This is a genomic window from Pantoea sp. 1.19, assembly GCF_001922585.1.
In the GTDB taxonomy this organism is placed as follows: Bacteria; Pseudomonadota; Gammaproteobacteria; order Enterobacterales; family Enterobacteriaceae; genus 1-19.
The window spans coordinates 270,313-291,769 of sequence record NZ_MRBS01000004.1 but is presented as its reverse complement, the minus strand read 5'-3'; the positions used below and the strand labels follow the sequence as shown (position 1 = coordinate 291,769).

At 59.4% G+C, this 21,457-nt stretch carries 23 protein-coding genes and 1 other annotated feature; of the genes, 16 read left to right on the top strand and 7 right to left on the bottom strand.

The window, feature by feature from the left end; all coding sequences use genetic code 11:
* The first annotated feature begins 54 nt into the window (after positions 1–54).
* The 5 genes from BS626_RS10500 to BS626_RS10480 all read left to right on the top strand — a co-directional run bounded on the left by BS626_RS10500 (position 55) and on the right by BS626_RS10480 (position 3,703).
* Positions 55–789 (top strand): molecular chaperone, encoded by a 735-nt coding sequence (locus tag BS626_RS10500; protein WP_075182340.1) that lies wholly within the window; start codon positions 55–57, stop codon positions 787–789.
* 34 nt (positions 790–823) lie between these two features.
* Positions 824–1,363: a fimbrial protein gene (locus tag BS626_RS10495; RefSeq protein ID WP_170870455.1), complete on the top strand. Its 540-nt coding sequence runs from the start codon at positions 824–826 to the stop codon at positions 1,361–1,363.
* Between the two features lie 23 nt (positions 1,364–1,386).
* On the top strand, positions 1,387–1,902 hold the full coding sequence (locus BS626_RS10490) for a fimbrial protein (protein WP_170870454.1): 516 nt from the start codon (positions 1,387–1,389) through the stop codon (positions 1,900–1,902).
* Positions 1,903–1,956: 54 nt separating this feature from the next.
* A complete protein-coding gene (locus tag BS626_RS10485) occupies positions 1,957–2,502 on the top strand; it encodes a fimbrial protein (protein ID WP_075182337.1) in 546 nt (181 codons plus the stop codon).
* Between the two features lie 109 nt (positions 2,503–2,611).
* Positions 2,612–3,703 carry a hypothetical protein gene (locus BS626_RS10480; protein WP_139308812.1) on the top strand — a complete coding sequence of 364 codons (1,092 nt, stop codon included), beginning with the start codon at positions 2,612–2,614 and terminating at the stop codon, positions 3,701–3,703.
* Here the strand turns inward: BS626_RS10480 and BS626_RS10475 are convergent.
* Positions 3,700–4,245: an N-acetyltransferase gene (locus BS626_RS10475; protein WP_075182335.1), complete on the bottom strand. Its 546-nt coding sequence runs from the start codon at positions 4,243–4,245 to the stop codon at positions 3,700–3,702. The two genes, BS626_RS10480 and BS626_RS10475, sit on opposite strands and share 4 nt — an antisense overlap.
* Before the next feature lie 21 nt (positions 4,246–4,266).
* The gene (deoR, locus tag BS626_RS10470) at positions 4,267–5,037 is read right to left on the bottom strand and encodes a DNA-binding transcriptional repressor DeoR (RefSeq protein ID WP_075182398.1); all 771 of its coding nucleotides are present in this window, start codon (positions 5,035–5,037) and stop codon (positions 4,267–4,269) included.
* Between the two features lie 223 nt (positions 5,038–5,260).
* Here deoR and sltY point away from each other — a divergent pair, with 223 nt between their 5' ends.
* Together sltY and trpR are read left to right on the top strand one after the other, a co-directional pair.
* On the top strand, positions 5,261–7,180 hold the full coding sequence (sltY, locus tag BS626_RS10465; RefSeq protein ID WP_075182397.1) for a murein transglycosylase: 1,920 nt from the start codon (positions 5,261–5,263) through the stop codon (positions 7,178–7,180).
* Between the two features lie 61 nt (positions 7,181–7,241).
* Positions 7,242–7,565 carry a trp operon repressor gene (gene trpR / locus BS626_RS10460; RefSeq protein ID WP_075182334.1) on the top strand — a complete coding sequence of 108 codons (324 nt, stop codon included), beginning with the start codon at positions 7,242–7,244 and terminating at the stop codon, positions 7,563–7,565.
* A gap of 2 nt (positions 7,566–7,567) precedes the next feature.
* Here the strand turns inward: trpR and yjjX are convergent, their stop codons facing one another.
* A complete protein-coding gene (gene yjjX, locus BS626_RS10455; RefSeq protein WP_075182333.1) occupies positions 7,568–8,086 on the bottom strand; it encodes an inosine/xanthosine triphosphatase in 519 nt (172 codons plus the stop codon).
* 50 nt (positions 8,087–8,136) lie between these two features.
* Between yjjX and gpmB the strand changes: the two genes are divergently transcribed.
* The gene (gene gpmB / locus BS626_RS10450) at positions 8,137–8,784 is read left to right on the top strand and encodes a 2,3-diphosphoglycerate-dependent phosphoglycerate mutase GpmB (RefSeq protein ID WP_075182332.1); all 648 of its coding nucleotides are present in this window, start codon (positions 8,137–8,139) and stop codon (positions 8,782–8,784) included.
* A 48-nt stretch (positions 8,785–8,832) separates the two neighbouring features.
* On the opposite strand, the gene robA is transcribed toward gpmB, so the two are convergent.
* Positions 8,833–9,705 carry an MDR efflux pump AcrAB transcriptional activator RobA gene (gene robA, locus BS626_RS10445; RefSeq protein WP_075182331.1) on the bottom strand — a complete coding sequence of 291 codons (873 nt, stop codon included), beginning with the start codon at positions 9,703–9,705 and terminating at the stop codon, positions 8,833–8,835.
* A gap of 196 nt (positions 9,706–9,901) precedes the next feature.
* On the opposite strand from robA, the gene creA reads away from it, so the two are divergent.
* Complete coding sequence (gene creA / locus BS626_RS10440) at positions 9,902–10,387, top strand: protein CreA (protein WP_139308820.1); 486 nt, start codon at positions 9,902–9,904, stop codon at positions 10,385–10,387.
* Positions 10,388–10,480: 93 nt separating this feature from the next.
* Here creA and arcA read toward each other — a convergent pair whose 3' ends face one another.
* Positions 10,481–11,197, bottom strand: coding sequence for a two-component system response regulator ArcA (arcA, locus tag BS626_RS10435; RefSeq protein ID WP_075182329.1), 717 nt, complete (start codon positions 11,195–11,197; stop codon positions 10,481–10,483).
* Between the two features lie 506 nt (positions 11,198–11,703).
* On the opposite strand from arcA, the gene BS626_RS10430 reads away from it, so the two are divergent.
* The 5 genes from BS626_RS10430 (at position 11,704) to thrC (ending at position 17,439) form a co-directional block, all read left to right on the top strand.
* Positions 11,704–12,402 carry a tRNA/rRNA methyltransferase gene (locus tag BS626_RS10430; RefSeq protein WP_075182328.1) on the top strand — a complete coding sequence of 233 codons (699 nt, stop codon included), beginning with the start codon at positions 11,704–11,706 and terminating at the stop codon, positions 12,400–12,402.
* 15 nt (positions 12,403–12,417) lie between these two features.
* A complete protein-coding gene (gene thrL, locus BS626_RS19060) occupies positions 12,418–12,666 on the top strand; it encodes a thr operon leader peptide (RefSeq protein ID WP_075182327.1) in 249 nt (82 codons plus the stop codon).
* Positions 12,608–12,724, top strand: a sequence feature (Thr leader region). It overlaps the preceding gene by 59 nt.
* A 25-nt stretch (positions 12,725–12,749) precedes the next feature.
* On the top strand, positions 12,750–15,212 hold the full coding sequence (gene thrA / locus BS626_RS10420) for a bifunctional aspartate kinase/homoserine dehydrogenase I (protein WP_075182326.1): 2,463 nt from the start codon (positions 12,750–12,752) through the stop codon (positions 15,210–15,212).
* Between the two features lies 1 nt (position 15,213).
* On the top strand, positions 15,214–16,143 hold the full coding sequence (gene thrB / locus BS626_RS10415; protein ID WP_075182325.1) for a homoserine kinase: 930 nt from the start codon (positions 15,214–15,216) through the stop codon (positions 16,141–16,143).
* Positions 16,144–16,146: 3 nt separating this feature from the next.
* A complete protein-coding gene (gene thrC / locus BS626_RS10410) occupies positions 16,147–17,439 on the top strand; it encodes a threonine synthase (protein ID WP_075182324.1) in 1,293 nt (430 codons plus the stop codon).
* 64 nt (positions 17,440–17,503) lie between these two features.
* On the opposite strand, the gene BS626_RS10405 is transcribed toward thrC, so the two are convergent.
* Both BS626_RS10405 and yaaA read right to left on the bottom strand, forming a co-directional pair.
* A complete protein-coding gene (locus BS626_RS10405; protein ID WP_075182396.1) occupies positions 17,504–18,412 on the bottom strand; it encodes a fimbrial protein in 909 nt (302 codons plus the stop codon).
* A 370-nt stretch (positions 18,413–18,782) separates the two neighbouring features.
* Complete coding sequence (yaaA, locus tag BS626_RS10400) at positions 18,783–19,559, bottom strand: peroxide stress protein YaaA (protein WP_075182323.1); 777 nt, start codon at positions 19,557–19,559, stop codon at positions 18,783–18,785.
* 211 nt (positions 19,560–19,770) lie between these two features.
* Between yaaA and tal the strand changes: the two genes are divergently transcribed.
* Together tal and mog are read left to right on the top strand one after the other, a co-directional pair.
* Positions 19,771–20,724: a transaldolase gene (gene tal, locus BS626_RS10395; RefSeq protein WP_075182322.1), complete on the top strand. Its 954-nt coding sequence runs from the start codon at positions 19,771–19,773 to the stop codon at positions 20,722–20,724.
* Positions 20,725–20,856: 132 nt separating this feature from the next.
* Complete coding sequence (mog, locus tag BS626_RS10390; protein WP_075182395.1) at positions 20,857–21,438, top strand: molybdopterin adenylyltransferase; 582 nt, start codon at positions 20,857–20,859, stop codon at positions 21,436–21,438.
* Positions 21,439–21,457 lie beyond the last annotated feature (19 nt).

The following is a 21,457-nucleotide window of genomic DNA, read 5'->3' as shown; positions in this document are numbered from 1 at the left end:
GGCCGGCGCCACCGGCAGGATGATGAACCGTATTATGAGCAGAAGGAAAGCATCATGGTGAAAAGTAAAAACATTATCGCGGCAGGAGTGATTCTGGCCTGCTGCGCCACGGCCTCTACCGCGTACGGCGCGATCTCACTGGATCGCACGCGGATTATTTTTGACGGTGGGGAAAAATCGCTGTCGGTGAACATCACTAATGAAAACACCCAGTTGCCCTATTTAGCGCAGGCGTGGCTGAACGATGCTCAGGGAGAGAAGCTGACCACGGGCCCGATTGTCGTCACGCCGCCGGTGCAGCGCATGGAGCCGGGGGCGAAAAGCCAGGTCAGGCTGATGGCCACCTCCGCCACCAGCCAGCTGCCGCAGGATCGGGAGAGCCTGTTTTATTTTAACCTGCGCGAAATTCCACCGCGCAGTGACAAGCCGAACGTGCTGCAGATTGCGCTACAGACGCAGATTAAGCTGTTTTATCGTCCGGCAGCGATTAAACCGAAACCCAATGCCGAATGGCAAAATCAGCTGACGCTGGAGCGGGAAAGCAGCGGATACCGTATCACTAATCCGACCCCTTACTACGTCACCATTATCGGCCTGGGCAGCAGCAAAAAAGCCGCTGAAGAGGGGAAGTTTAACGCGGTGATGCTGGCGCCGAAATCGTCCCAAAGCGTGAAGGCTGCGGCCAGCGCGACGCCGTGGCTGACTTTCATTGATGATTACGGCGGACGTCCGACGCTGGCCTTTGATTGCGCGGGGAGCCACTGTACCGCCAGCCAGACCCAATCGTAATGCGCTGTGGCTGCGCTTCGGGGGAGGCAAAAAAATGAAAGTGATGCCGAGCTGTGCGTCAAGCTTGTCGATGCTGGTCGGGCTGCTGCTGGCCGCGCCGGCCATGGCTGAGCTGCAATTCAGTGGCAATTTACGCGACAGCAGCTGCCAGCCGGATGCGGCCTCGGCGGCGCTGGAGGTGACGTTTCTGGACGCACCGGTGCAGCAGTTTCGCTTTGCGCCGGGACACAGCGCCGCCAAGGCGTTTGCGATCCAACTTAATCACTGTCAGCCAGAGGAGGTTGGCAAACTGATCAAGGTGATTTTCACCGGCGAGGAGGAGGGGGCGCTGCCGGGGGCGCTGAAGGTCTCTGGCAATAACAGCGGCAAACTGGCTATTCAGCTGTTCACCGCGGATGGTCGCCAGCCGGTCAGGCTCGGGGCGTCGGACGTTGGCGGCGACGCCATTGCCGGCGACGCGGTGACCCTGCGCTACAGCGCCCGGGTCCAGGCTACGCCAGAAGCCCTGAGCAACGGCAGCGTTCAGCCCGGTGATTACAGCGCTATTGCAACCTATCAACTCAGTTACCAGTGATGCAGACAATGGAAATACTCAGTGTGAAACGCTCTGTCTGCGGCCTCCTGCTTTGCGCCGCACTGGTGGCGAGCGCAGCGGCGGATACCCTGATGCAGTTTAAAGGTAACCTGGTCGTCCCGGTGTGCACCGTGAACAATAACGCCCAGGTGACGGTGGATTTTGGCGATATTGAGATTCAAACGCTGGTGACCAGCAATACCCCTTACGCGATGCAGTCATCAGTAATCCCGATTGTCTGCCCCTACGTGAGCGGCAAGCCGATGCTAACGGTCACGGCGTCCAGCGTTTATAACGCCGCGCAGGGGATTTTGCAGACCAGCAAATTCAGTGAGGGACTGGTGGTATTTTTGCGCCAGAAGGACAGCACGAAGATATTGCCCATTGGCACGCCGACCCTGGTGACGGATTCCGTCACCCTGAATGGTAATGTCGGCACCCTTACGCTGAACGCCGGCGTGGGAACGGTGGGCGACAGCAGCAAGCTGACCGCCGGCCCCTTCACCGCCAGTGCGACGCTGCAGGTGCAATATCAATAACGCTACCCGCGTTCGGCCGCCGCTGCTGCTGACGCCACTGAGGGGAGAATTGGAGTGAAGGTAAACAAATGGTCCGCACTGCTGCTGGCATTGATCGCGGTAGGCAACGCGCCATACGTGCGGGCGGATTCGGTCAAGATTGTGATTACCGGAATGGTTTTGCTGCCGACCTGCGTTGTAAACAATGGACAAACTATCCAGATAGACTTTGGCGATATTCCGCTGACTAACCTGACGGCCAGTCAGTATCAAAAAGTAATAACCGTTCCGGTCAGTTGTCAGAATCGGGCGGGATACCCGTTTCTCAAAGTCATAGGGTCCGCGCTGAGCGGCGCGGATAGCAATGTACTGGCGACATCCATGACTAACCTTGGCATCGCGCTGTATCAGGGCCAGGGGGTAAGCACCAAACTGACGCTGGGTAACGGTCTGTCATTTAACGGATCATACACTGGCTATTTGGTAACTAACGGCTTAGTCAATACCAACGACACCAGTGCACTTTTTACCTTTACCGCCGCCCTCTACAAACTGGGCACAGCGTCGCTGTCGGGTGGAGCATTTAGCGCCTCAGCCAGTATGGCGATCACCTATCTGTAAACGCCCGGCGCGGCGCTGACGGCGGCGCAAAGACGGGTTTGACGAAGGAATAATGATGCAGACACGCGTGCAAAAAAGGATCCGAGGGATCGGGCTGGGGATGGCGTTAATGTTGTCGATACCGTGCGGGATGCACCGGGCGCAGGCGGCCGAGAGTTGTATCAATGGCATGAAAGCCGATGGCCTCTATTATAAAGCCACCAGCCTGGGCGGCATTACCATCAGTAATGTGACTACCCAGTGGCTGGAAGGGGGGCGATATTATGTTTCGATGAATATCGTCGCCGATCAGGGCAGAAAAGAGTGGTACTCCTCGTCCAATTTATCCGACTGGGCGCCGGTCGCGCAGCGGACGGATGCGGCCGCACAGCAGGTGATGAACATTGAAAACTGCTCGAGCGGGCTGGTGGTCGCCGCGCAGCAGGTGAATAACAACCTGCCGATTGGCTCGGGAACCGCAACGGTGACCCTGAGTCCGGGCACCACGGGAGGAGCGAAAGGCTCCAGTTACGTGATTTATGACGAACGCGTCGACGGCTTTATTAACATGTCGTCTATTTTTGTGTCGCCCACAGTCGCCATCGGCGGGAGTAAAGAGGATGATGGGGTTATCCGTCAGGCCAATTTCCTGGTTACCGTATCGAATCTGCGCGGGGTCGCTGACGGTAATTATACTACGAACGTCACTATACCCATCGGTGCAACCACCACCTGGTGGCCTACGGATAATGGCTATAATTACTGGTGGACGACAGCGGGGCGCAGTGTTCCACTGACCTCCTCAATCACCATTCCGGTGCAAATCCGCAGCAGCGGCGGCCAGCCGGTTAACCCGACGATTAACTGCGTGATGCCCACGTCCGTTATGCTTAACCATCGCGTGCTGCGGCCCAGTACGGTAGATGGCGCCCTCGCCAGCAGTTCGATTGCCATCAGATGCAATAGCGCCTCCACCGGCAGCATCGAAATCACCGGCGACAATAACACCTCGGCGTCGGGGGCCAGTGTACAGCTGGCGCAGGGGGTGGTGAGTAATCTCAGCGCCTCGGTCAACGGGACCAACTGGTATCGCAGCATCCCCTCTTTCCCGCTGATTAACGGCACCACGACGATTCAAATTCGCTCGGTACTGGCCAGCACCGGTACGATCCAGGCGGGCGTATTATCCGGCTCGGCGGTGGCGGTGATCCGCTACAACTAGCCGCGCCGCGGGCCCCGGCCGTTCGCGTCAGCGGGCGCCAGCCGCTTATAGAACAGCGTGGTGCTCTCCATCTCACCGGCCGCGTTACTGACGTAGTCGGGGATGCAGCCCGCCTCCTGCCAGCCGAGCCGGCGATAGAGCCGTGAGGCGGTATCGCCGGTGCGGGTGTCCAATACCAGCAGGCTGCGCTGATGCTGACGCGCCAGCTGTTCTGCCGCCCTCATCAGCCGCTCGCCGACGCCGCGGCGGCGAAAGGCGCGGTGTACCAGCAGTTTTTCCACCTCGGCGCGGTGGCGGCCGTTGGCTTTGCCACACCAGGCCAGCTGTACCGCGCCGGCCAGCTCATCCTCCACCTGCGCCAGCAGCAGCGCGCGGCCGCCGGCGCGCAGATCCGCCGCGACGCCGCGCCAGTAGTGGGCAATCTCGTCCCGCGCCAGCGGGGGGACAAAGCCTACCGAAGCGCCGCCCTCCACGCTGTCGGTTAACAGCGCGATCAGCGCCAGAGGGTAGTCATCCAGGTCATTCACTTGCTGTAACTGCATCGTTGACTCCTGTGTCGGAAATTATCCCGGCGGCAGGCGCAGCGGAATGGACTGAGCAGCCAGCCAGTCCCCCAGCTCGCCGTCGGGAGGGGCATCGCTGAGCAGCAGATCAAACTGCGTTAGCCCGGCAATGCGCGCGGGCAGCACGTTGCCGTACTTACTGCTGTCGGTCACCAATACCCGCTGGCGGGCGCGCTGCATGGCGTGATGCTTCATCGCCAGTTCATTGGTGTTATAACAGGTGGCGCCCTGCCGGTGATCGACTCCGGCGGCGGAGATCAGCGCCAGCGTCGGGCAGAGATCGTCGAGAATGGCGTGACCCGCCAGCGGGGTAAACAGCGCGTTGTCCGGATGAAACTCGCCGCCGCTGAGGATGACCCGACAGGCTGGTTTCTCTTTCAGCGCCAAAAAGGTGTTCATCGCGCAGCAGATGGCGGTGAACGGCAGCGCATCCGGCAGCGCGTCGATCAGATAGGGCAGGGTAGAGCCACAATCAAAAAACACCGTGTCGTTGGCCTGAATCAGCCCGGCGGCGGCCTGCGCCAGCCGCTGTTTCTTTAACGCATTGTGGCCATGCTGATCGCTGACAAAGTAGTGCCCCGGATGGGTTTTAGGATCGCTGACGATATAGCCGCCCAGCAGGACCACGGCGGCCGGCGTGTCGCTCAGGTCGCGGCGAATGGTCATTTCAGACACCCCGAGCAGCCGGGCCGCCTCTTTCAAATGCAGCTTGTCAGTGCGCTTTAGCGCCAGCGCCAGCCGGTGAATGCGATCATCACGCCGGGTTTCCATGCTCATATTGTTCGGTTCACTGTGCGAAAAAGGGGAGGCGGCCCCGGGGAAATTGACTATACCCTTTAACGGCTTAGCCCGGCAAACCCGGCGTGGGCGTGACGGCCTGTCGCAGTATATTTCTCTGCCGACGTGGCATCTCACCGGGAGCCTGGTTAGCATGAAAAGCATCCGTGAATGTATAAGCAGAATCAAGCCGAGGAGAGTGCATGTGAGAGCCAAAGTGGAGAAGTGGCATTACTGGCTGGTGGGGGCCTGTCTGGCCGCCGCGTCGGGGGCCGCGCTGGCCGATTCGCTGGATGCCCAGCGTCAGCGTTATCAGCAGATTAAGCAGGCGTGGGATAACAAACAGATGGCGGAGGTTGCCGAGTTGCTGCCCACGCTGAAGGATTACCCCCTCTATCCCTACCTGGAATATCGCCAGCTAAGTGAGGGGCTGGACCAGGAGTCCGGCTTCACGATCCAGGATTTCCTTAAGCGCAATCCCAGCCTGCCGCCGGCGCGCTCGCTGTCGGCGCGTTTTGTGAATGAGCTGGCGCGACGCGAAGACTGGCGCGGCCTGCTGGTCTTCAGCCCGGAAGCGCCGCAGCCGGTCTCCGCGCGCTGCAATTACTACTATGCCCGCTGGATGACCGGCCAGCAGGAGGAGGCACTGCGCGGCGCGAAGGCCATTTGGCTGCGCGGCAGCGAGCTGCCCGGCAGCTGCGATAAGTTAATCACGGTGTGGCAGGGCGCCGGTGAGCAAACGGCGATTGCCACGCTGGCGCGCATCCGGCTGGCCTTTGAGGCCGGCAACAGCAGCCTCGTGACGGCGCTGGTCGGGCAGCTGCCGGCAGATTATCAAACCATCGCCAGCGGGCTGCTGGCCCTGCAGCGCGATCCCGCCACGGTCGAGGCGTTTGCCCGCGACGTCGGGCCAACCGACTTTACCCGCCAGATCGTTGTGGTTGCCTTTACCCGGCTGGCGCGGCAGGACGCCGAGCAGGCGCGGCAGATGATCCCCACGCTGGCGCGGCTGCAAAAAATGGGCGACGAGGACACCCAGGCGCTTAAAGAGGCCGTCGTGTGGCGACTGATGGGGGCAGATGTCACCGCGGAGCAGGCGCGCTGGCGCGATAACGTGGTAATGACCAGCGGATCGACCCGTTTACTGGAGCGGCGGATCCGCATGGCGCTGGGCAGTCACGATCGTCGCGGACTGAATACCTGGATTGCCCGTCTGCCGCTGGAGGCGAAAGAGAAGGAGGAGTGGCAATACTGGCAGGCCGATCTGCTACTGGAGCAGGGACGAAAAGAGGAAGCGCAGGAGATCCTGCGGCGGCTGATGCAGGCGCGCGGCTTCTATCCGATGGTGGCCGCCCAGCGGCTCGGCGAACCCTATCCGCTGCGGATAGATCCGGCGCCGGCGCCGGATGCCACGCTGGCGCAGGGCGCCGAAATTGCCCGCGTGCGCGAGCTGATGTACTGGGGTATGGATAATCTGGCGCGTCAGGAGTGGGCCGGGCTGGTCGCCAATCGCAGTAACCGCCAGCAGCAGCAGCTGGCGCGCTATGCGCTGGAGCAGTCATGGTGGGATCTGAGCGTGCAGGCGACCATTACCGGTAAGCTATGGAATAACCTGACCGAGCGTTTCCCGCTCGCCTGGCAAAACCTGTATCAGCAATATACGCGCGGCAAAGCGATTCCGGAGAGCTACGCGATGGCGATTTCTCGCCAGGAAAGCGCCTGGAATCCCAAGGCACGCTCGCCGGTGGGGGCGACCGGGCTGATGCAGATCATGCCGGCCACCGCCCAGCACACGGTGCAGAAGTATGGCATCGCCGGCTACAGCAACAGCAGCCAGCTGTTTAATCCCCCGACCAATATTGAGATTGGCACCCAATATCTCGAGTCGGTGTATCAGCAGTTTGGTCAGAACCGCGTGTTTGCCGCCGCGGCCTATAATGCCGGCCCGGGGCGGGTGCGTACCTGGCAGCGCAACAGCGGCGGGCAGCTGGATGCGGTGGCGTGGATCGAGAGCATTCCCTTCTCGGAGACGCGGGGCTATGTGAAAAACGTGCTGGCTTATGATGCTTACTATCGCCACTTTATGGATCGTCATGATGCGCTGCTGAGCGAGAACGAGTGGCAGAGCCGGTATTGATTCTGCGCGGGCTGTGCTATGCTGCTGTACTAGTTTGTGAGTATGACAGGATGGCATGGCCATGAATCAACAATCTCCGATCGCCGTTACGGCCGAACCGCTGGGCGCCGACTGGCTGCGGTTTGTCGAACTGCTGGTGCAGGCCAGCGAGCAGGATCTGCATCTGCCGCTGCTGCAGCTGATGTTAACCCCGGATGAGCGGGAGGCGCTCGGCACCCGCCTGCGGATCATTGAAGAGCTGATGCGTGGGGAGCTCAGCCAGCGTGAATTAAAAAACGCGCTGGGCACCGGCATCGCCACCATTACCCGCGGTTCTAACAGCCTGAAAAGCGCGCCGCCGGATCTGAAAGCCTGGCTGGCGGCGCAGCTGCTGCCTGACGCGTAGCCTTACTGCTGCCAGAAGGCGTTGTGGAACGGGCTGAGCGCCAGCAGCAGCGCCTGGTGGTAGACGCTGCTGCGGGTCAGGCGGCCGCCGGTGAACACCCCGATGGCACCGCCCTGCTGCTTAATGTTATCGATGCCGGTCAGGCGCGCCATTTCATCGCCCAGCTCGCGTCCGGCGGCAATGCCGGCCATGACGATCGGCGGCAGGGTAAAGCTGGCGGTGCGCGACTCACCGCGCTGCCGACGATCTTCAATCACCACCCAGGCGAACGCCTCATCCCCTTCAATACCGGCCTCAATTGCTACCCAGAAGTCAGCTGTCGGCCGGGCTTCGCGCGCCTGCTGCACCCGATTTCGTGCGCCGGTTCGCGTTTCCTGCTGGCTAAGCGGCTGGGCGGCCACGCCGCTGTCGACCGCCACCCCCTCAATGTGGCAGGATCCGACGCCGAAGATGTCGTGGAATGCCTGCGTGATGGCGCTGATTTTAGCCGGATTGGTGGTGGCCGCGACGATATGAACCATAATGGTGTGAGTCCTCTTCCAATTTTGCTCGCAGTATAACGGAAATTACTATGCTACAGGTCTATCTGGTTCGCCACGGCGAAACCCTTTGGAACGCCGCCCGCCGTATTCAGGGGCAGTCTGATAGTGCGCTTACCGCCCTCGGAGAGCGTCAGGCGCAGCAGGTCGCCGCGCGGGTCAGGTCGCTTGGGATCACCCACGTGATTGCCAGCGATCTGGGCCGGACCCGTCGCACCGGCGAGATTATTGCCGATGCCTGCGGCTGCGATCTGCGGCTGGATCCGCGCCTGCGCGAACTGAATATGGGCGTGCTGGAACAGCGTCAGCTGGACGCGCTGACCGACGAGGAAGAAGCGTGGCGTCGCGCGCTGGTGAACGGCACTGAGGGGGGGCGGATCCCCGGCGGCGAATCCATGAGCGAACTGGCGAGCCGTATGCACGACGCGCTGGATGCCTGCCTGGCGTTGCCCGCCGGTAGCCGCCCGCTGCTGGTGAGTCACGGTATGGCGCTGGGGGTGCTGGTCAGCACGATTCTCGGCCTGCCGGCGTATGCCGAACGGCGTCTGCGTCTGCGGAACTGCTCGCTGTCGCGGGTGGATCACCAGCACAGTGCGTGGCTGGCAGCCGGCTGGATTGTGGAGATGGCCGGGGATATTTCCCATTTGCAGGAGGCGGCGCTGGACGAACTGCAGCGTTAAAAAAACCGAAAGCGATGTCGATCGCTTTCGGCCTGCTTCCTCACCCGCTTAGCGGCGAATCGGAATCAGATAATCACAGCGAAGCACGTCGGGAGGAGCAGGGCGACGCTTCCCTCCCGGCGTATGAAAACGTTCAATGTCGCAGCCCGCGCGGCGGGTCAGCCCGAGCATGGGCATGCAGGTGCCGTAGAGCGTCAGGATGAATGCTTGCAGGTCCTTGCGGCTTCCCTCAAAGCTGAACTGCACGTAATCACCCGGTTCCAGCGTGATATCGTGCGTATTGCAGAAGGGCATATCTTGCGACCCGGCGGCGATGGCGGTGGTGTAAAGCACCTCCTGCTCATCATCTTTCTCTGCGCTGGGGCGAGACTGATGCAGCCCGTAGAGCACCGCCGGCAGCATCTCCGCATCGCTGAGAAAGCGATGCCAGAAATGCATGCGCATCTCATCGCGATAGGCGGAGATCTCCTCCAGTACGCAGGTGTAGCTTTGTGTTTGACCGATCAGGTGAATTTCCGGCAGCGTCACCCAGGTGGCCTGTGGCAGCGTGAAATCACCGTCAAGACGAATCGGGGGGCGAATGCCATAGGCGTTCCACTCCGGCGCGCGGCGATACCAGGCCGGCGTCTGAGAAAACTGTTTTTTAAAGGCGCGCGTAAACGTCTGCTGGGAGTCGAAGCGATACTGGAGGGCAATGTCCAGGATCGGTCGACTGGTCAGACGCAGGGCTACCGCCGCTTTTGACAGGCGGCGCGCGCGGATATAAGCACCAATTGCATGACCGGTGACATCCTTAAACATACGTTGCAGATGCCATTTTGAGTAGCCTGCCTTAGCCGCGACGTTATCCAGCGACAAAGGTTGGTCCAGGTGGCTCTCCAGCCAAACAAGCAAATCGCGAATGATACCGGCTTGATCCATAACTCGTCCTCGAATACTTAATGATTGGTGCGATGATGTAAAGCTGACGAATGATAGCGTGAGACCAAAATCCAGTACTGAATTTTGTTTGTTGTTTCATGCTCTATCGCATTACGGAATGACAGAGATGAGAATTACATCTCAATCCGTCGCTCAACATTACATTGACATCTATTTAAATTTCAATGGTAACAATATGAAACTATGTTCAAATGCACTAATCACGTCCCTGTTGTTTGTCTCGTGCACGAGCCTGGCGGAGCAAATTGGCTCCGTAGATACAGCGTTCAAAGTGTTTGGCCCCGACCACAAAATCGTTGTCGAAGCGTTCGACGACCCTGAGATAAAAAATGTTACCTGTTATATCAGTCGCGCCAAGACCGGCGGAATCAAGGGAGGACTGGGCCTGGCGGAAGATACTGCCGATGCAGCTATCTCCTGCCAGCAGGTCGGCCCCATTTCGCTTAGCGAGAAGGTTGCACAGGGAAAGGCTCAGGGAGACGTCGTTTTTCGCCAGCGCACCTCCCTGATCTTTAAAAAGCTTCAGGTGGTTCGGTTCTATGACAGCCGAAGAAACACGCTGGTGTATCTCACTTACTCAGACAAAGTGATTGAAGGATCACCTAAAAATGCGCTGAGTGCCGTCCCGATCATGCCCTGGCGGGCTGGCAACGGCGAGTGATGAGCGGATTGTAGATTTCGCTGGTAAAACGTCAATACCGGTGCAGGTTACCAGGCGCACGAACGCGCCTGCGCCTGGGCATAACGTAAGCCGTTACTCTTGCAGGTCACCGCAGAAGCGATAGCCTTCGCCGTGAATGGTGGCGATGATTTCGGGGGTGTCCGGTGCCGATTCAAAATGCTTGCGGATGCGGCGAATGGTGACGTCGACGGTGCGATCGTGTGGCTTCAGCTCGCGGCCGGTCATTTTTTTCAGCAAATCGGCGCGGGTCTGGATCTTGCCCGGATTTTCACAGAAATGCAGCATTGCGCGAAACTCGCTGCGCGGCAGCTTGTAGTATTCGCCCTGCGGGCTGACCAGAGAGCGGCTGTTGATGTCCAGCTCCCAGCCGTTAAACTTATAGCTTTCAACGGTGCGTCGCTCGTCACCGACCGGCGCCAGGTTCATGGTGCGCGACAGCAAATTGCGTGCGCGAATGGTCAGCTCACGCGGATTAAACGGCTTGGTAATGTAATCATCGGCGCCGATTTCAAGGCCGAGGATTTTATCCACTTCATTGTCTCTGCCGGTGAGGAACATCAGCGCGACGTTGGCCTGTTCGCGCAGCTCGCGCGCCAGCAGCAGCCCGTTTTTGCCCGGCAGGTTGATGTCCATGATCACCAGATTAACATCATGATCGGTAAGGATCTGGTGCATTTCGGCACCGTCCGTTGCTTCATGGACCATGTAGCCTTCAGCCTCAAAAATACTTTTGAGAGTGTTGCGAGTCACTAACTCGTCTTCAACGATAAGTATGTGTGGGGTCTGCATCAGTTCGCTACCTGAAATTGCCAACAATTCGAAACAGGACGATTACCGTAAACGCTACCTGTCAGTCAGTCTTTGATCGGGGTATATCCTAACCGTATTAACAGCGAGATAACAGCAGGGTCTACACCCGGTGAGGGTAAAATAACGCCTCGTTGACTTATATCAAAACTCAGTGTAGCACGATAACACTTTGGTGAAAAACGCTCATCGGTATGCGAGGTTAGCACCAGATTGATCACGCGGATGTGACGATTCAGCTTACTGCATCAGTTTACTGATGATATTGTTTTTTTAGTCTGATTATCTAAATGAATAATAACAATTTTTTAAATAAAACATCGCGAACCCTTGCTCTTGTATAATTTGTCGCTGCAGTCAGGGGGTGATTGCCATTATCCAACAGACGGATGCCTGTTAATTAAATGTTAACACTGACTTTGTTGCTGTTAACCCCCCCGTACAACGCAGTACACTGACCGCTTTACCTACCGTTATTTAGGGGCGATATGCATTTTCCTCTCATTCTGGTCTCGCCGGCGCGTGCCGAAAACGTCGGTGCCGCCGCACGCGCCATGAAAACCATGGGCTTTAGCGAATTACGGATCGTGGACAGTGAGGCCCACCGCGATCCGGCGGCCCGGCGGGTGGCGCACGGTGCCACCGAAATCCTCGAGCAGGCCAGCCACTGGCCAACGCTGGCTGCGGCGCTGGGCGACGTTGATTTCAGCGTGGCGACCACCGCGCGCAGCCGTGCTCGCTTTCACTATTACGCCACCCCGCAGCAAACGGAGGCTATCCTGCGCGAGAAGAGCCAGTGGGTCGAACGGGTCGCGCTGGTGTTTGGCCGTGAAGACAGTGGGTTGAGCAATGATGAGCTGGCGCAGGTGGACCTGCTGACCGGCGTGCCGATGGCGGTGGACTATCCGTCGCTCAATCTGGCACAGGCAGTGATGGTATTCTGCTATCAGCTCTCGTCGCTGCGGCAGGTGCAGCCGGCGGTGGCGCCAGCGGCCGATGCGGCTCAGCTGCAGGCGCTGCGCGCGCGCTGCCAGGGCTTGTTAACGCGGCTGGCGGTCGCGGACGATATCAAGCTGGCGGACTGGCTACAGCAGCGGCTGGGCCTGCTGGAACAGCGGGACAGCGCGATGCTGCACCGCCTGCTGCACGACATAGAAAAAAATCTTATAGATAAAAATGCTGGATGACCGTTTCAAGGCGACATGTTTTATTGCACATTGTCGCGTCACCAGCATAGCGGGGAAGTGTGCGGCGCAGCGGGGCGCGCGCTTTGCTGCCGCGCGGTCGGGCGGCGGGGGATAAAAAAATTGACATGGTTCTCACTTTGCTTTACTTCTGGACAAGACAGATTCAATGACAGACAGACGATAAATCCAACCATGCGTACTGACAGCCTGAACATGACTACCATTATTACCACCACCATTACCTCAGGTAACGGTGCGGGCTGACGCATACCAGGAAAAAGAAAAAAAAAAGCCCGCACCTCACAGTGCGGGCTTTTTTTTCGGCAAAAATCAGGAGAGATTTGACCATGCGAGTGCTGAAATTTGGTGGAACGTCGGTAGCAAACGCGCAGCGTTTTTTACGCGTCGCCGACATTCTGGAGAGTAATGCCCGCCAGGGGCAGGTGGCTACCGTCCTCTCCGCCCCGGCAAAAATCACTAACCATCTGGTTGCGATGATTGAGAAAACCCTGAGCGGTCAGGACGCACAGCCCAATATCAGCGACGCCGAACGTATTTTTGCCGAACTGCTGACCGGACTGGCCGGGGCGCAGCCGGAATTTGAACTGGCGCCGCTACAGGCGGTGGTGGCGTCGGAGTTTGCTCAGTTGAAGCAGGTGCTGCACGGCATTACCCTGCTGGGGCAGTGTCCGGATAGCGTCAACGCCGGGATAATCTGCCGCGGTGAAAAATTGTCAATCGCCATCATGGCCGCCCTGCTGCGCGCGCGCGGGCACCGGGTCAGCGTGATTGACCCGGTGGAGAAGCTGCTGGCGTCAGGCAGCTATCTTGAATCAACCGTCGATATTGCCGAATCAACCCGCCGCATCGCCGCCAGCCAGATCCCGGCAGACAACATGATTCTGATGGCCGGCTTTACCGCCGGTAACGAGCGCGGTGAGCTGGTGGTCCTCGGACGCAACGGCTCCGACTATTCGGCGGCGGTGCTGGCCGCCTGCCTGCGCGCCGACTGCTGTGAGATCTGGACCGATGTCGATGGGGTGTACACCTGCGATCCGCGTCAGGTGCCGGATGCGCGACTGCTGAAATCCATGTCCTACCAGGAGGCGATGGAGCTCTCCTACTTTGGCGCCAAGGTGCTGCATCCGCGCACCATCAGCCCGATTGCCCAGTTCCAGATCCCTTGCCTTATCAAAAATACCGCGAATCCGCAGGCGCCCGGCACGCTGATTGGCGCCGCGGCCAGCGATGCGGCGATGCCGGTGAAGGGCATTACCAACCTGAACAACCTCGCGATGTTTAACGTCTCCGGTCCGGGGATGAAGGGTATGGTCGGCATGGCCGCCCGCGTCTTTGCCGCCATGTCCCGCGCCGGCATTTCGGTGGTGCTGATCACCCAGTCTTCGTCGGAGTACAGCATCAGCTTCTGCGTGCCGCAGAGCGAACTGGCACGCGCGCGCCGCACGCTGGAGGAGGAGTTCTACCTGGAGCTCAAAGACGGCCTGCTGGAGCCGCTGGACGTCACCGAGCAGCTGGCGGTGATCTCGGTGGTGGGCGACGGCATGCGCACCCTGCGCGGGATTTCGGCTAAGTTTTTCTCGGCGCTGGCGCGCGCCAATATCAATATTGTGGCTATCGCCCAGGGCTCTTCCGAGCGCTCAATTTCGGTGGTGGTGAAAAACGACGATGCCACCACCGGCGTGCGCGTGGTGCACCAGATGCTGTTCAATACCGATCAGGTGATCGAAGTGTTTCTGGTCGGTGTCGGCGGCGTTGGCGCGGCGCTGCTGGCGCAGCTGCATCGCCAGCAGGCCTGGCTGAAGCAGAAGCATATCGATTTGCGGGTGTGCGGGATCGCCAATTCGCGGGCCATGATCACCCACGTGCACGGCATCGATCTTGAGCACTGGCAGTCGGCGCTGGCGCAGGCCAGTCAGCCGTTCAGTGCCGCCCATCTCAGCCGGCTGGTGAAAGAGTATCATCTGCTGAACCCGGTAATCGTGGACTGCACCTCGTCGCAGGCGATTGCCAGCCAGTACGCGAATTTCCTCGCCGATGGCTTCCACGTGGTGACGCCAAACAAAAAAGCCAACACCGACTCCTGGGCGTATTATCAGCAGATGCGCGCGGCGGCGGCGGCATCGCGGCGTAAATTTCTCTACGATACCAACGTCGGTGCCGGTCTGCCGGTGATTGAGAATCTGCAGAACCTGCTCAACGCCGGCGATGAGCTGATCCGTTTTAGCGGCATTTTATCCGGATCGCTGTCGTTTATTTTTGGCAAGCTCGATGAGGGCATGACCCTGTCAGAGGCCACGCGGCTGGCGCGCGAGCTGGGCTACACCGAGCCGGATCCGCGCGACGATCTGTCCGGAATGGACGTGGCGCGCAAGGTGCTGATCCTCGCCCGTGAGGCGGGCTGGCAGCTCGAGCTCAAGGACGTGGAGATGGCGCCGATGCTGCCACAGGCGCTGCTGGATATTCCGGACGTCGATACTTTTATGCAGCGTCTGCCGGAGCTGGATGACGCGTTTGCCGCCCGGGTGGCCAACGCGCGGGATGAAGGCAAGGTGCTGCGTTTTGTTGGCGCAATCGAAGAGGGCGGTCGCTGCGTAGTGAAGATCGCTGCGGTTGACGGTAACGATCCGCTACATAAAGTGAAAAACGGTGAGAATGCGCTGGCGTTTTACAGCCGCTACTATCAGCCAATCCCGCTGGTGCTGCGCGGCTATGGCGCAGGCAACGACGTGACGGCGGCCGGAGTATTTGCCGATCTGCTGCGCACGCTCTCCTGGAAGCTGGGGGTATAACATGGTGAAAATTTATGCCCCGGCGTCGATTGGCAACGTCAGCGTCGGGTTCGATGTGTTAGGCGCAGCGGTGTCGCCGATCGACGGTTCGCTGCTCGGCGACTGCGTGACCGTTGCAGCGGCCGATCGCTTCTCGCTGACCAATCAGGGGCGTTTTGTCAGCAAGCTGCCGACCGAGCCGCAGCAGAACATTGTCTGGCAGTGCTGGGATCGCTTCTGTGAGGCGATCGGCGAGCGGGTGCCGGTGGCGATGACGCTGGAAAAAAATATGCCGATTGGCTCAGGCCTCGGTTCCAGCGCCTGCTCGGTGGTGGCGGGCCTGATGGCGATGAACGTACACTGCGGTAATCCGCTGAGCGATACCGCACTGTTGGCGCTGATGGGAGAGCTGGAAGGGCGCATCTCCGGCAGCGTGCACTACGATAACGTTGCGCCGTGCTTCCTCGGTGGCCTGCAGCTGATGCTGGAGGAGAACGGCATTATCAGCCAGCCGGTGCCGGCGTTTGATGACTGGCTGTGGGTGATGGCCTATCCGGGGATCAAGGTGTCTACGGCGGAGGCCAGGGCCATTTTACCTGCGCAGTATCGCAAAGAGACCTGTATCCAGCACGGTCGCTATCTGGCGGGCTTTATTCACGCCTGCCACACCGGGCAGGCGGCGCTGGCGGCGACGCTGATGCAAGACGTGATTGCGGAACCCTATCGCACCCAGCTGCTGCCGGGCTTCGCCGACGCCCGGCGGGCGGCGCGCGACATGGGCGCGCTGGCCTGCGGCATTTCCGGCTCCGGGCCGACGCTGTTTGCCGTTTGCGACGATCCGGCGATTGCCCACCGGATGGCGCAGTGGCTGCAGCAGCACTATTTGCAGAACGAAGAAGGGTTTGTTCATATCTGCCGGCTGGACAGGGCTGGCGCACGACAACTGGGATAACGCATGAAACTGTATAATCTTAAAGATCACAACGAGCAGGTCAGCTTTGCCCAGGCGGTGAAGCAGGGATTGGGCCAACAGCAGGGGCTGTTTTTCCCGCTGGAGCTGCCGGCGTTTGAGTCGACGGACATTGATGCCCTGCTGGAGATGGATTTCGTCTCGCGCAGCAGCAAAATTTTGTCGGCGTTCATTGGTGATGAAATTGAGCCGGCGCAGCTGCAGCAGCGCGTTGCCGCGGCGTTTGCCTTCCCGGCCCCGGTGGCGGCGGTCACCGACGACATTGCTTGTCTTGAGCTGTTCCACGGCCCAACGCTGGCGTTTAAAGATTTTGGCGGCCGCTTTATGGCGCAAATGCTGGCCTTTGTCAGCGGCGCGGATGAGCAGATTACCATTTTGACCGCTACTTCCGGGGACACCGGCGCCGCCGTGGCGCACGCGTTTTACGGCATGGACAATGTGCGGGTGGTGATTCTCTACCCGCAGGGCAAGATTAGCCCGCTGCAGGAGAAACTGTTCTGTACGCTCGGCGGCAATATCCAGACCATTGCGGTGGAGGGCGACTTCGACGACTGTCAGGCGCTGGTTAAACAGGCTTTTGACGATGAAGCGCTAAAGCAGGCAATCGGCCTGAATTCGGCGAACTCGATCAACATCAGTCGCCTGCTGGCGCAGGTGTGCTACTACTTTGAAGCGGTAGCCCAGCTGCCGCAGGAGAAGCGTAACCAGCTGGTGATTTCGGTGCCCAGCGGCAACTTTGGCGATCTGACCGCCGGCCTGCTGGCCAAAGCGCTGGGGCTGCCGGTGAAGCGGTTTATTGCCGCCACCAACGCTAACGATACCGTACCGCGCTTTCTCGCCGACGGTGAGTGGCGACCGCACCGCACCGTAGCGACGCTGTCCAACGCCATGGACGTCAGCCAGCCAAATAACTGGCCGCGCGTGGAAGAGCTGTTCCGCCGCAAAACCTGGCGGCTGAGCGATCTCGGTTTTGGTGCCGTTACTGATGAGGCCACGCAGGCGGCAATGCGCGAGCTGGCCGGGCTGGGCTACGTGTCAGAGCCGCACGCTGCCATTGCCTGGCGCCTGCTGCGCGATCAGCTGCAGGACGGTGAATATGGCCTGTTCCTCGGCACCGCCCATCCGGCGAAGTTTAAAGAGAGCGTGGATGCGATTCTCGGGCAGTCGCTGCCGCTGCCGGCGGCGCTGGCCGATCGCGTCGATCTGCCGCTGCTCTCTGACACCCTGCCGGCTTCGTTCGCGCCGCTGCGGGCATTTCTCCTGCAGCAGCAGCAGTAGCCGCGGTACCGGCCGCCCGGGCACGCGCTGTTCCGGTGGCCGGCACCGCGTTAGGCGGTGCGCCTCAGGGCGCGCTGACGATCAGCGTCGCCGAGCCGGTAAAGGGACCGGCCTGCAGCGTCGATCCCGGGGCTTTAACCAGCGCGAACGTCACATTATCGCTGCCGCTCCCCCCGACGATGCGGGTCGCAAACGTCTCGCCCGGCGCGACAACGGCATTGTTGTACAGCATGGCGATGCCCAGTGTGGGATTACTGGTAGCGATATAGCGGGAGGAGAAGTTCGCGCCGGTGCCGATCAGGCGAATTTCAATATCCTGCGTCGCGCTGCTGCCCTCGCAGTAATAGCGCAGCGGCTGCAGCTGTTGGTACGCGCTACCCTGCGGATCGCTGTTAATCAGCCTGGGATTCACGTCATTAAAGTTGACCAGCATCTTTTCGCCTTCATTGATGGTACAGGAGGTGGTGACGTAGTAAGCATCATTACCGGCGACAATACGCCAACGATAGGGACCGCAGTTGGGGCATCCGGGCTGATCGTTCGATTGCATGAAATTGAACTGCGCAAGTACGTCGCCCTGGTGAATCACGATATCCCGATGAGGATTTTTATCTAAAATAATCGAGGCAACAATATTAATCGGGAGCGTTTCCCGCTGAGTGGCGCTCATTACCTCATAACCCGTAACGTTATTATTAACCGAACCGTTAATATTAAACTCCGCGTTGATGCCGCTAAAATACGTTGGCGACAGCGCCAGGCTTCCGTCCAGCGTTAAAAAATCCTTCCAGCTAGAGACATCATTAGTACAGGTAACTTGTTGCATATTGACAACTAAATTTCTACCTTGAGAAATCACCGGTCCCAGGTGGACGCTCACATCGACCGGTCGGAGAGATCCCCCCGGGCCAATGGCGCCGCCGCCCACCACCCGGCAGGTAAATGCCTGCCCAGGGGCGCTGAAGAGTATCATGAATAAAAGAGTCAGACTGAGTAACACACGCATAATCATATCCTGCCACAGGCATTGAAGAGTAAGAGGGCGATAATTGAAACGCGTTAACTATGTAGGTCATTCTCTGCCGGATGACGAGCGACGGTATAATCTGCACAAAAAAGCGGTCAGCGGCAACGCAGTCGAGTGTAACCTGCGCCATGAATAAGGGGGAGAATAAATAAGTGGCAACGTTAAAAGCGAGAAAATAGTTTTTAAAATTATCAAATGCGATGTTTAATAAAGGTCTTTTGGCAATGTTTCGGCACTTATTGGGAGGATCTGTCTGGCTTATCTGTCCGCACGGGAAGCGCCGGGGAAGCCGCGCGGTGGCGCGGCCTGCGGTTGCTCAGGCGCGTTCATTACGCCTGAACACCAGCGTATCTTGCTGGCTGGCGTCGGCGTCAAAACGGTAGCCGTCAACATCAAACGCGGTGAGCTGCTCCGGTCGCGTGAGGCGCTGCTGGATAATGTAGCGGCTCATCAATCCGCGGGCTTTTTTGGCGTAGAAGCTGATCACTTTGAATTTACCGTTCTTCTCATCGAGGAATACCGGCTTCACAATTCGCCCGTTCAGTACGTCGGGCTTGACCGCGTTAAAATACTCATCCGACGCCAGGTTGATCAGTACGTCATCGCCCTGTTCCGCCAGCGCGGCATTTAGCGTTTCGGTCAGCGTCTCGCCCCAGAAGTGATAGAGATCGTTCCCGGCCGGGTTAGCGAGCCTGGTGCCCATTTCCAGCCGGTAGGGCATCATTAAATCCAGCGGGCGCAGCACGCCGTACAGGCCGGATAACATGCGCAGATGGCGCTGGGCGAAATCAAAATCCGCTTCGCTAAAGGTCTCCGCCTGCAGTCCGGTGTATACGTCGCCTTTAAAGGCGAGTATCGCCTGACGGGCGTTGTCCGGGGTGAATTCGGGCCGCCAGTCGTGAAAGCGGGCGGCATTCAGGCCGGCCAGCTTGTCGCTGATGCGCATCAGGCTGGCTACCTGCGCGGGGGTGAGATCGCGTGTGATGTTAATGAGCGTTTGCGCTTCTTTGAGCAGCGCGGGCTGGGTGTAGCGTTGGGTCGCCAGTGGGCTGTCGTAATCCAGCGTTTTGGCCGGTGAGATGACCATTAACATCGTGATATCCTTTTTTGCGCCTGAACGAGGACGCTACTGTAGCAAAAAAGGCGATAAGAATGACACATCGCTGCAAACGGGCAGGGCAGTCAGTCGGGCCGGTGCCGGCGGCGCTATCGGTTCAGCCTCTTCTTGCGCCGCGTCCGCCGCGTGATATTATCCGGGATAGCATTTTCAACGACCCGACACTTACCAAGATGAGAATGACACAATGACGGACAAACTTACTTCCCTGCGTCAACTGACCACCGTAGTGGCCGATACCGGTGACATTGCCGCGATGAAGCTGTATCAGCCGCAGGATGCTACCACCAACCCTTCTCTGATTCTTAACGCCGCGCAAATCCCGGAATACCGCAAACTGATTGATGAAGCCATCAGCTGGGCGCGCGAGCAGAGCAGCGATAAAGACGAACAAATCCAGCACGCGTCGGACAAGCTGGCGGTGAACATCGGCCTGGCGATCCTGAAGCTGGTTCCGGGCCGGGTCTCCACCGAAGTGGACGCGCGCCTCTCCTACGATACCGAAGCCAGCATCGCCAAGGCGCGTAGCCTGATCAAACTGTATAACGACGCCGGTATCAGCAACGATCGCATCCTGATCAAGCTGGCCTCCACCTGGCAGGGTATTCGCGCCGCTGAGCAGCTGGAAAAAGAGGGGATCAACTGTAATCTGACCCTGCTGTTCTCCTTCGCCCAGGCGCGCGCCTGCGCCGAGGCCGGCGTCTACCTGATCTCACCGTTTGTCGGTCGTATTCTCGACTGGTACAAAGCCAATACCGACAAGAAAGAGTATGCCCCGCAGGAAGATCCGGGCGTGGTATCGGTTACCGAAATTTACGCGTACTACAAACAGCACGGCTACGAGACCGTGGTGATGGGCGCCAGCTTCCGTAACGTCGGTGAGATCCTCGCGCTGGCCGGCTGCGATCGCCTGACCATCTCCCCGAACCTGCTGAAAGAGCTGGCGGAGAGCGAGGGCAGCGTCGAGCGCATGCTGAGCTATCGCGGTGATGTGAAGGCCCGTCCGGCAAAAATGACCGAATCCGAATTCCTGTGGCAGCACAACCAGGATCCGATGGCGGTGGATAAACTGGCTCAGGGCATCCGTAATTTCGCCGTGGATCAGGGTAAACTTGAGAAGATGATTGCCGATCTGCTGTAATGGTCTGTTCTGCCGTGGCCGACCGGCCGCGGCAGCATCCCGGCGATGCGTAACGCGCGCCCATCGTGTATCCTCAGCCTATCCCCCGATCGCAGCCTGCCTGCGTCACTCTTTTGTGTAGCGATCTCTATGATGAATACCTTACGAATTGGCCTTATCTCCGTCTCTGACCGCGCCGCCAACGGCCTCTATCAGGATCAGGGCATTCCGGCGCTGGAGGGGTGGCTCAGCCAGGCGCTGGCTTCCCCGTACACGCTCCAAACCCGACTGGTGCCCGACGAGCAGCCGCTGATTGAAGAGGCGATTTGTGAGCTGGTGGACGAGCGTTTTTGCCATCTGGTGCTGACCACCGGCGGCACCGGCCCGGCCCGGCGCGACGTGACCCCGGACGCCACGCTGGCGGTTGCCGACCGAGACATGCCCGGCTTCGGTGAACAGATGCGCCAAATCAGCCTGCATTTTGTGCCCACGGCGATCCTGTCCCGCCAGGTGGGGGTTATCCGCAAACAGTCGCTGGTGCTCAATCTGCCTGGTCAGCCAAAGTCGATCAAAGAGACGCTGGAGGGGGTGAAAGACGCCGACGGTCAGGTGCGGGTGCCCGGCATTTTTGCCAGCGTGCCTTACTGCATCCAGCTGCTGGACGGGCCTTATGTTGAGACCCACGAGTCCGTCGTGAGCGCCTTTCGCCCGAAAAGCGCGCGGCGCAGCGGCTAAGTTCGTCCGCGGTTGTCTG

Coding starts and splice junctions, on each gene's coding strand:
- thrB (WP_075182325.1), top strand. CDS start 15,214: ATGGTGAAAATTTATGCCCCGGCGTCGATTGGCAACGTCAGCGTCGGG.
- tal (WP_075182322.1), top strand. CDS start 19,771: ATGACGGACAAACTTACTTCCCTGCGTCAACTGACCACCGTAGTGGCC.
- robA (WP_075182331.1), bottom strand. CDS start 9,705: ATGGATCAAGCCGGTATCATTCGCGATTTGCTTGTTTGGCTGGAGAGC.
- gpmB (WP_075182332.1), top strand. CDS start 8,137: ATGCTACAGGTCTATCTGGTTCGCCACGGCGAAACCCTTTGGAACGCC.
- BS626_RS10475 (WP_075182335.1), bottom strand. CDS start 4,245: ATGCAGTTACAGCAAGTGAATGACCTGGATGACTACCCTCTGGCGCTG.
- yjjX (WP_075182333.1), bottom strand. CDS start 8,086: ATGGTTCATATCGTCGCGGCCACCACCAATCCGGCTAAAATCAGCGCC.
- creA (WP_139308820.1), top strand. CDS start 9,902: ATGAAACTATGTTCAAATGCACTAATCACGTCCCTGTTGTTTGTCTCG.
- yaaA (WP_075182323.1), bottom strand. CDS start 19,559: ATGTTAATGGTCATCTCACCGGCCAAAACGCTGGATTACGACAGCCCA.
- thrC (WP_075182324.1), top strand. CDS start 16,147: ATGAAACTGTATAATCTTAAAGATCACAACGAGCAGGTCAGCTTTGCC.
- BS626_RS10405 (WP_075182396.1), bottom strand. CDS start 18,412: ATGATACTCTTCAGCGCCCCTGGGCAGGCATTTACCTGCCGGGTGGTG.
- deoR (WP_075182398.1), bottom strand. CDS start 5,037: ATGGAAACCCGGCGTGATGATCGCATTCACCGGCTGGCGCTGGCGCTA.
- BS626_RS10495 (WP_170870455.1), top strand. CDS start 824: ATGAAAGTGATGCCGAGCTGTGCGTCAAGCTTGTCGATGCTGGTCGGG.
- mog (WP_075182395.1), top strand. CDS start 20,857: ATGAATACCTTACGAATTGGCCTTATCTCCGTCTCTGACCGCGCCGCC.
- trpR (WP_075182334.1), top strand. CDS start 7,242: ATGAATCAACAATCTCCGATCGCCGTTACGGCCGAACCGCTGGGCGCC.
- BS626_RS10430 (WP_075182328.1), top strand. CDS start 11,704: ATGCATTTTCCTCTCATTCTGGTCTCGCCGGCGCGTGCCGAAAACGTC.
- BS626_RS10480 (WP_139308812.1), top strand. CDS start 2,612: ATGTTGTCGATACCGTGCGGGATGCACCGGGCGCAGGCGGCCGAGAGT.
- thrA (WP_075182326.1), top strand. CDS start 12,750: ATGCGAGTGCTGAAATTTGGTGGAACGTCGGTAGCAAACGCGCAGCGT.
- BS626_RS10500 (WP_075182340.1), top strand. CDS start 55: ATGGTGAAAAGTAAAAACATTATCGCGGCAGGAGTGATTCTGGCCTGC.
- arcA (WP_075182329.1), bottom strand. CDS start 11,197: ATGCAGACCCCACACATACTTATCGTTGAAGACGAGTTAGTGACTCGC.
- thrL (WP_075182327.1), top strand. CDS start 12,418: ATGTTTTATTGCACATTGTCGCGTCACCAGCATAGCGGGGAAGTGTGC.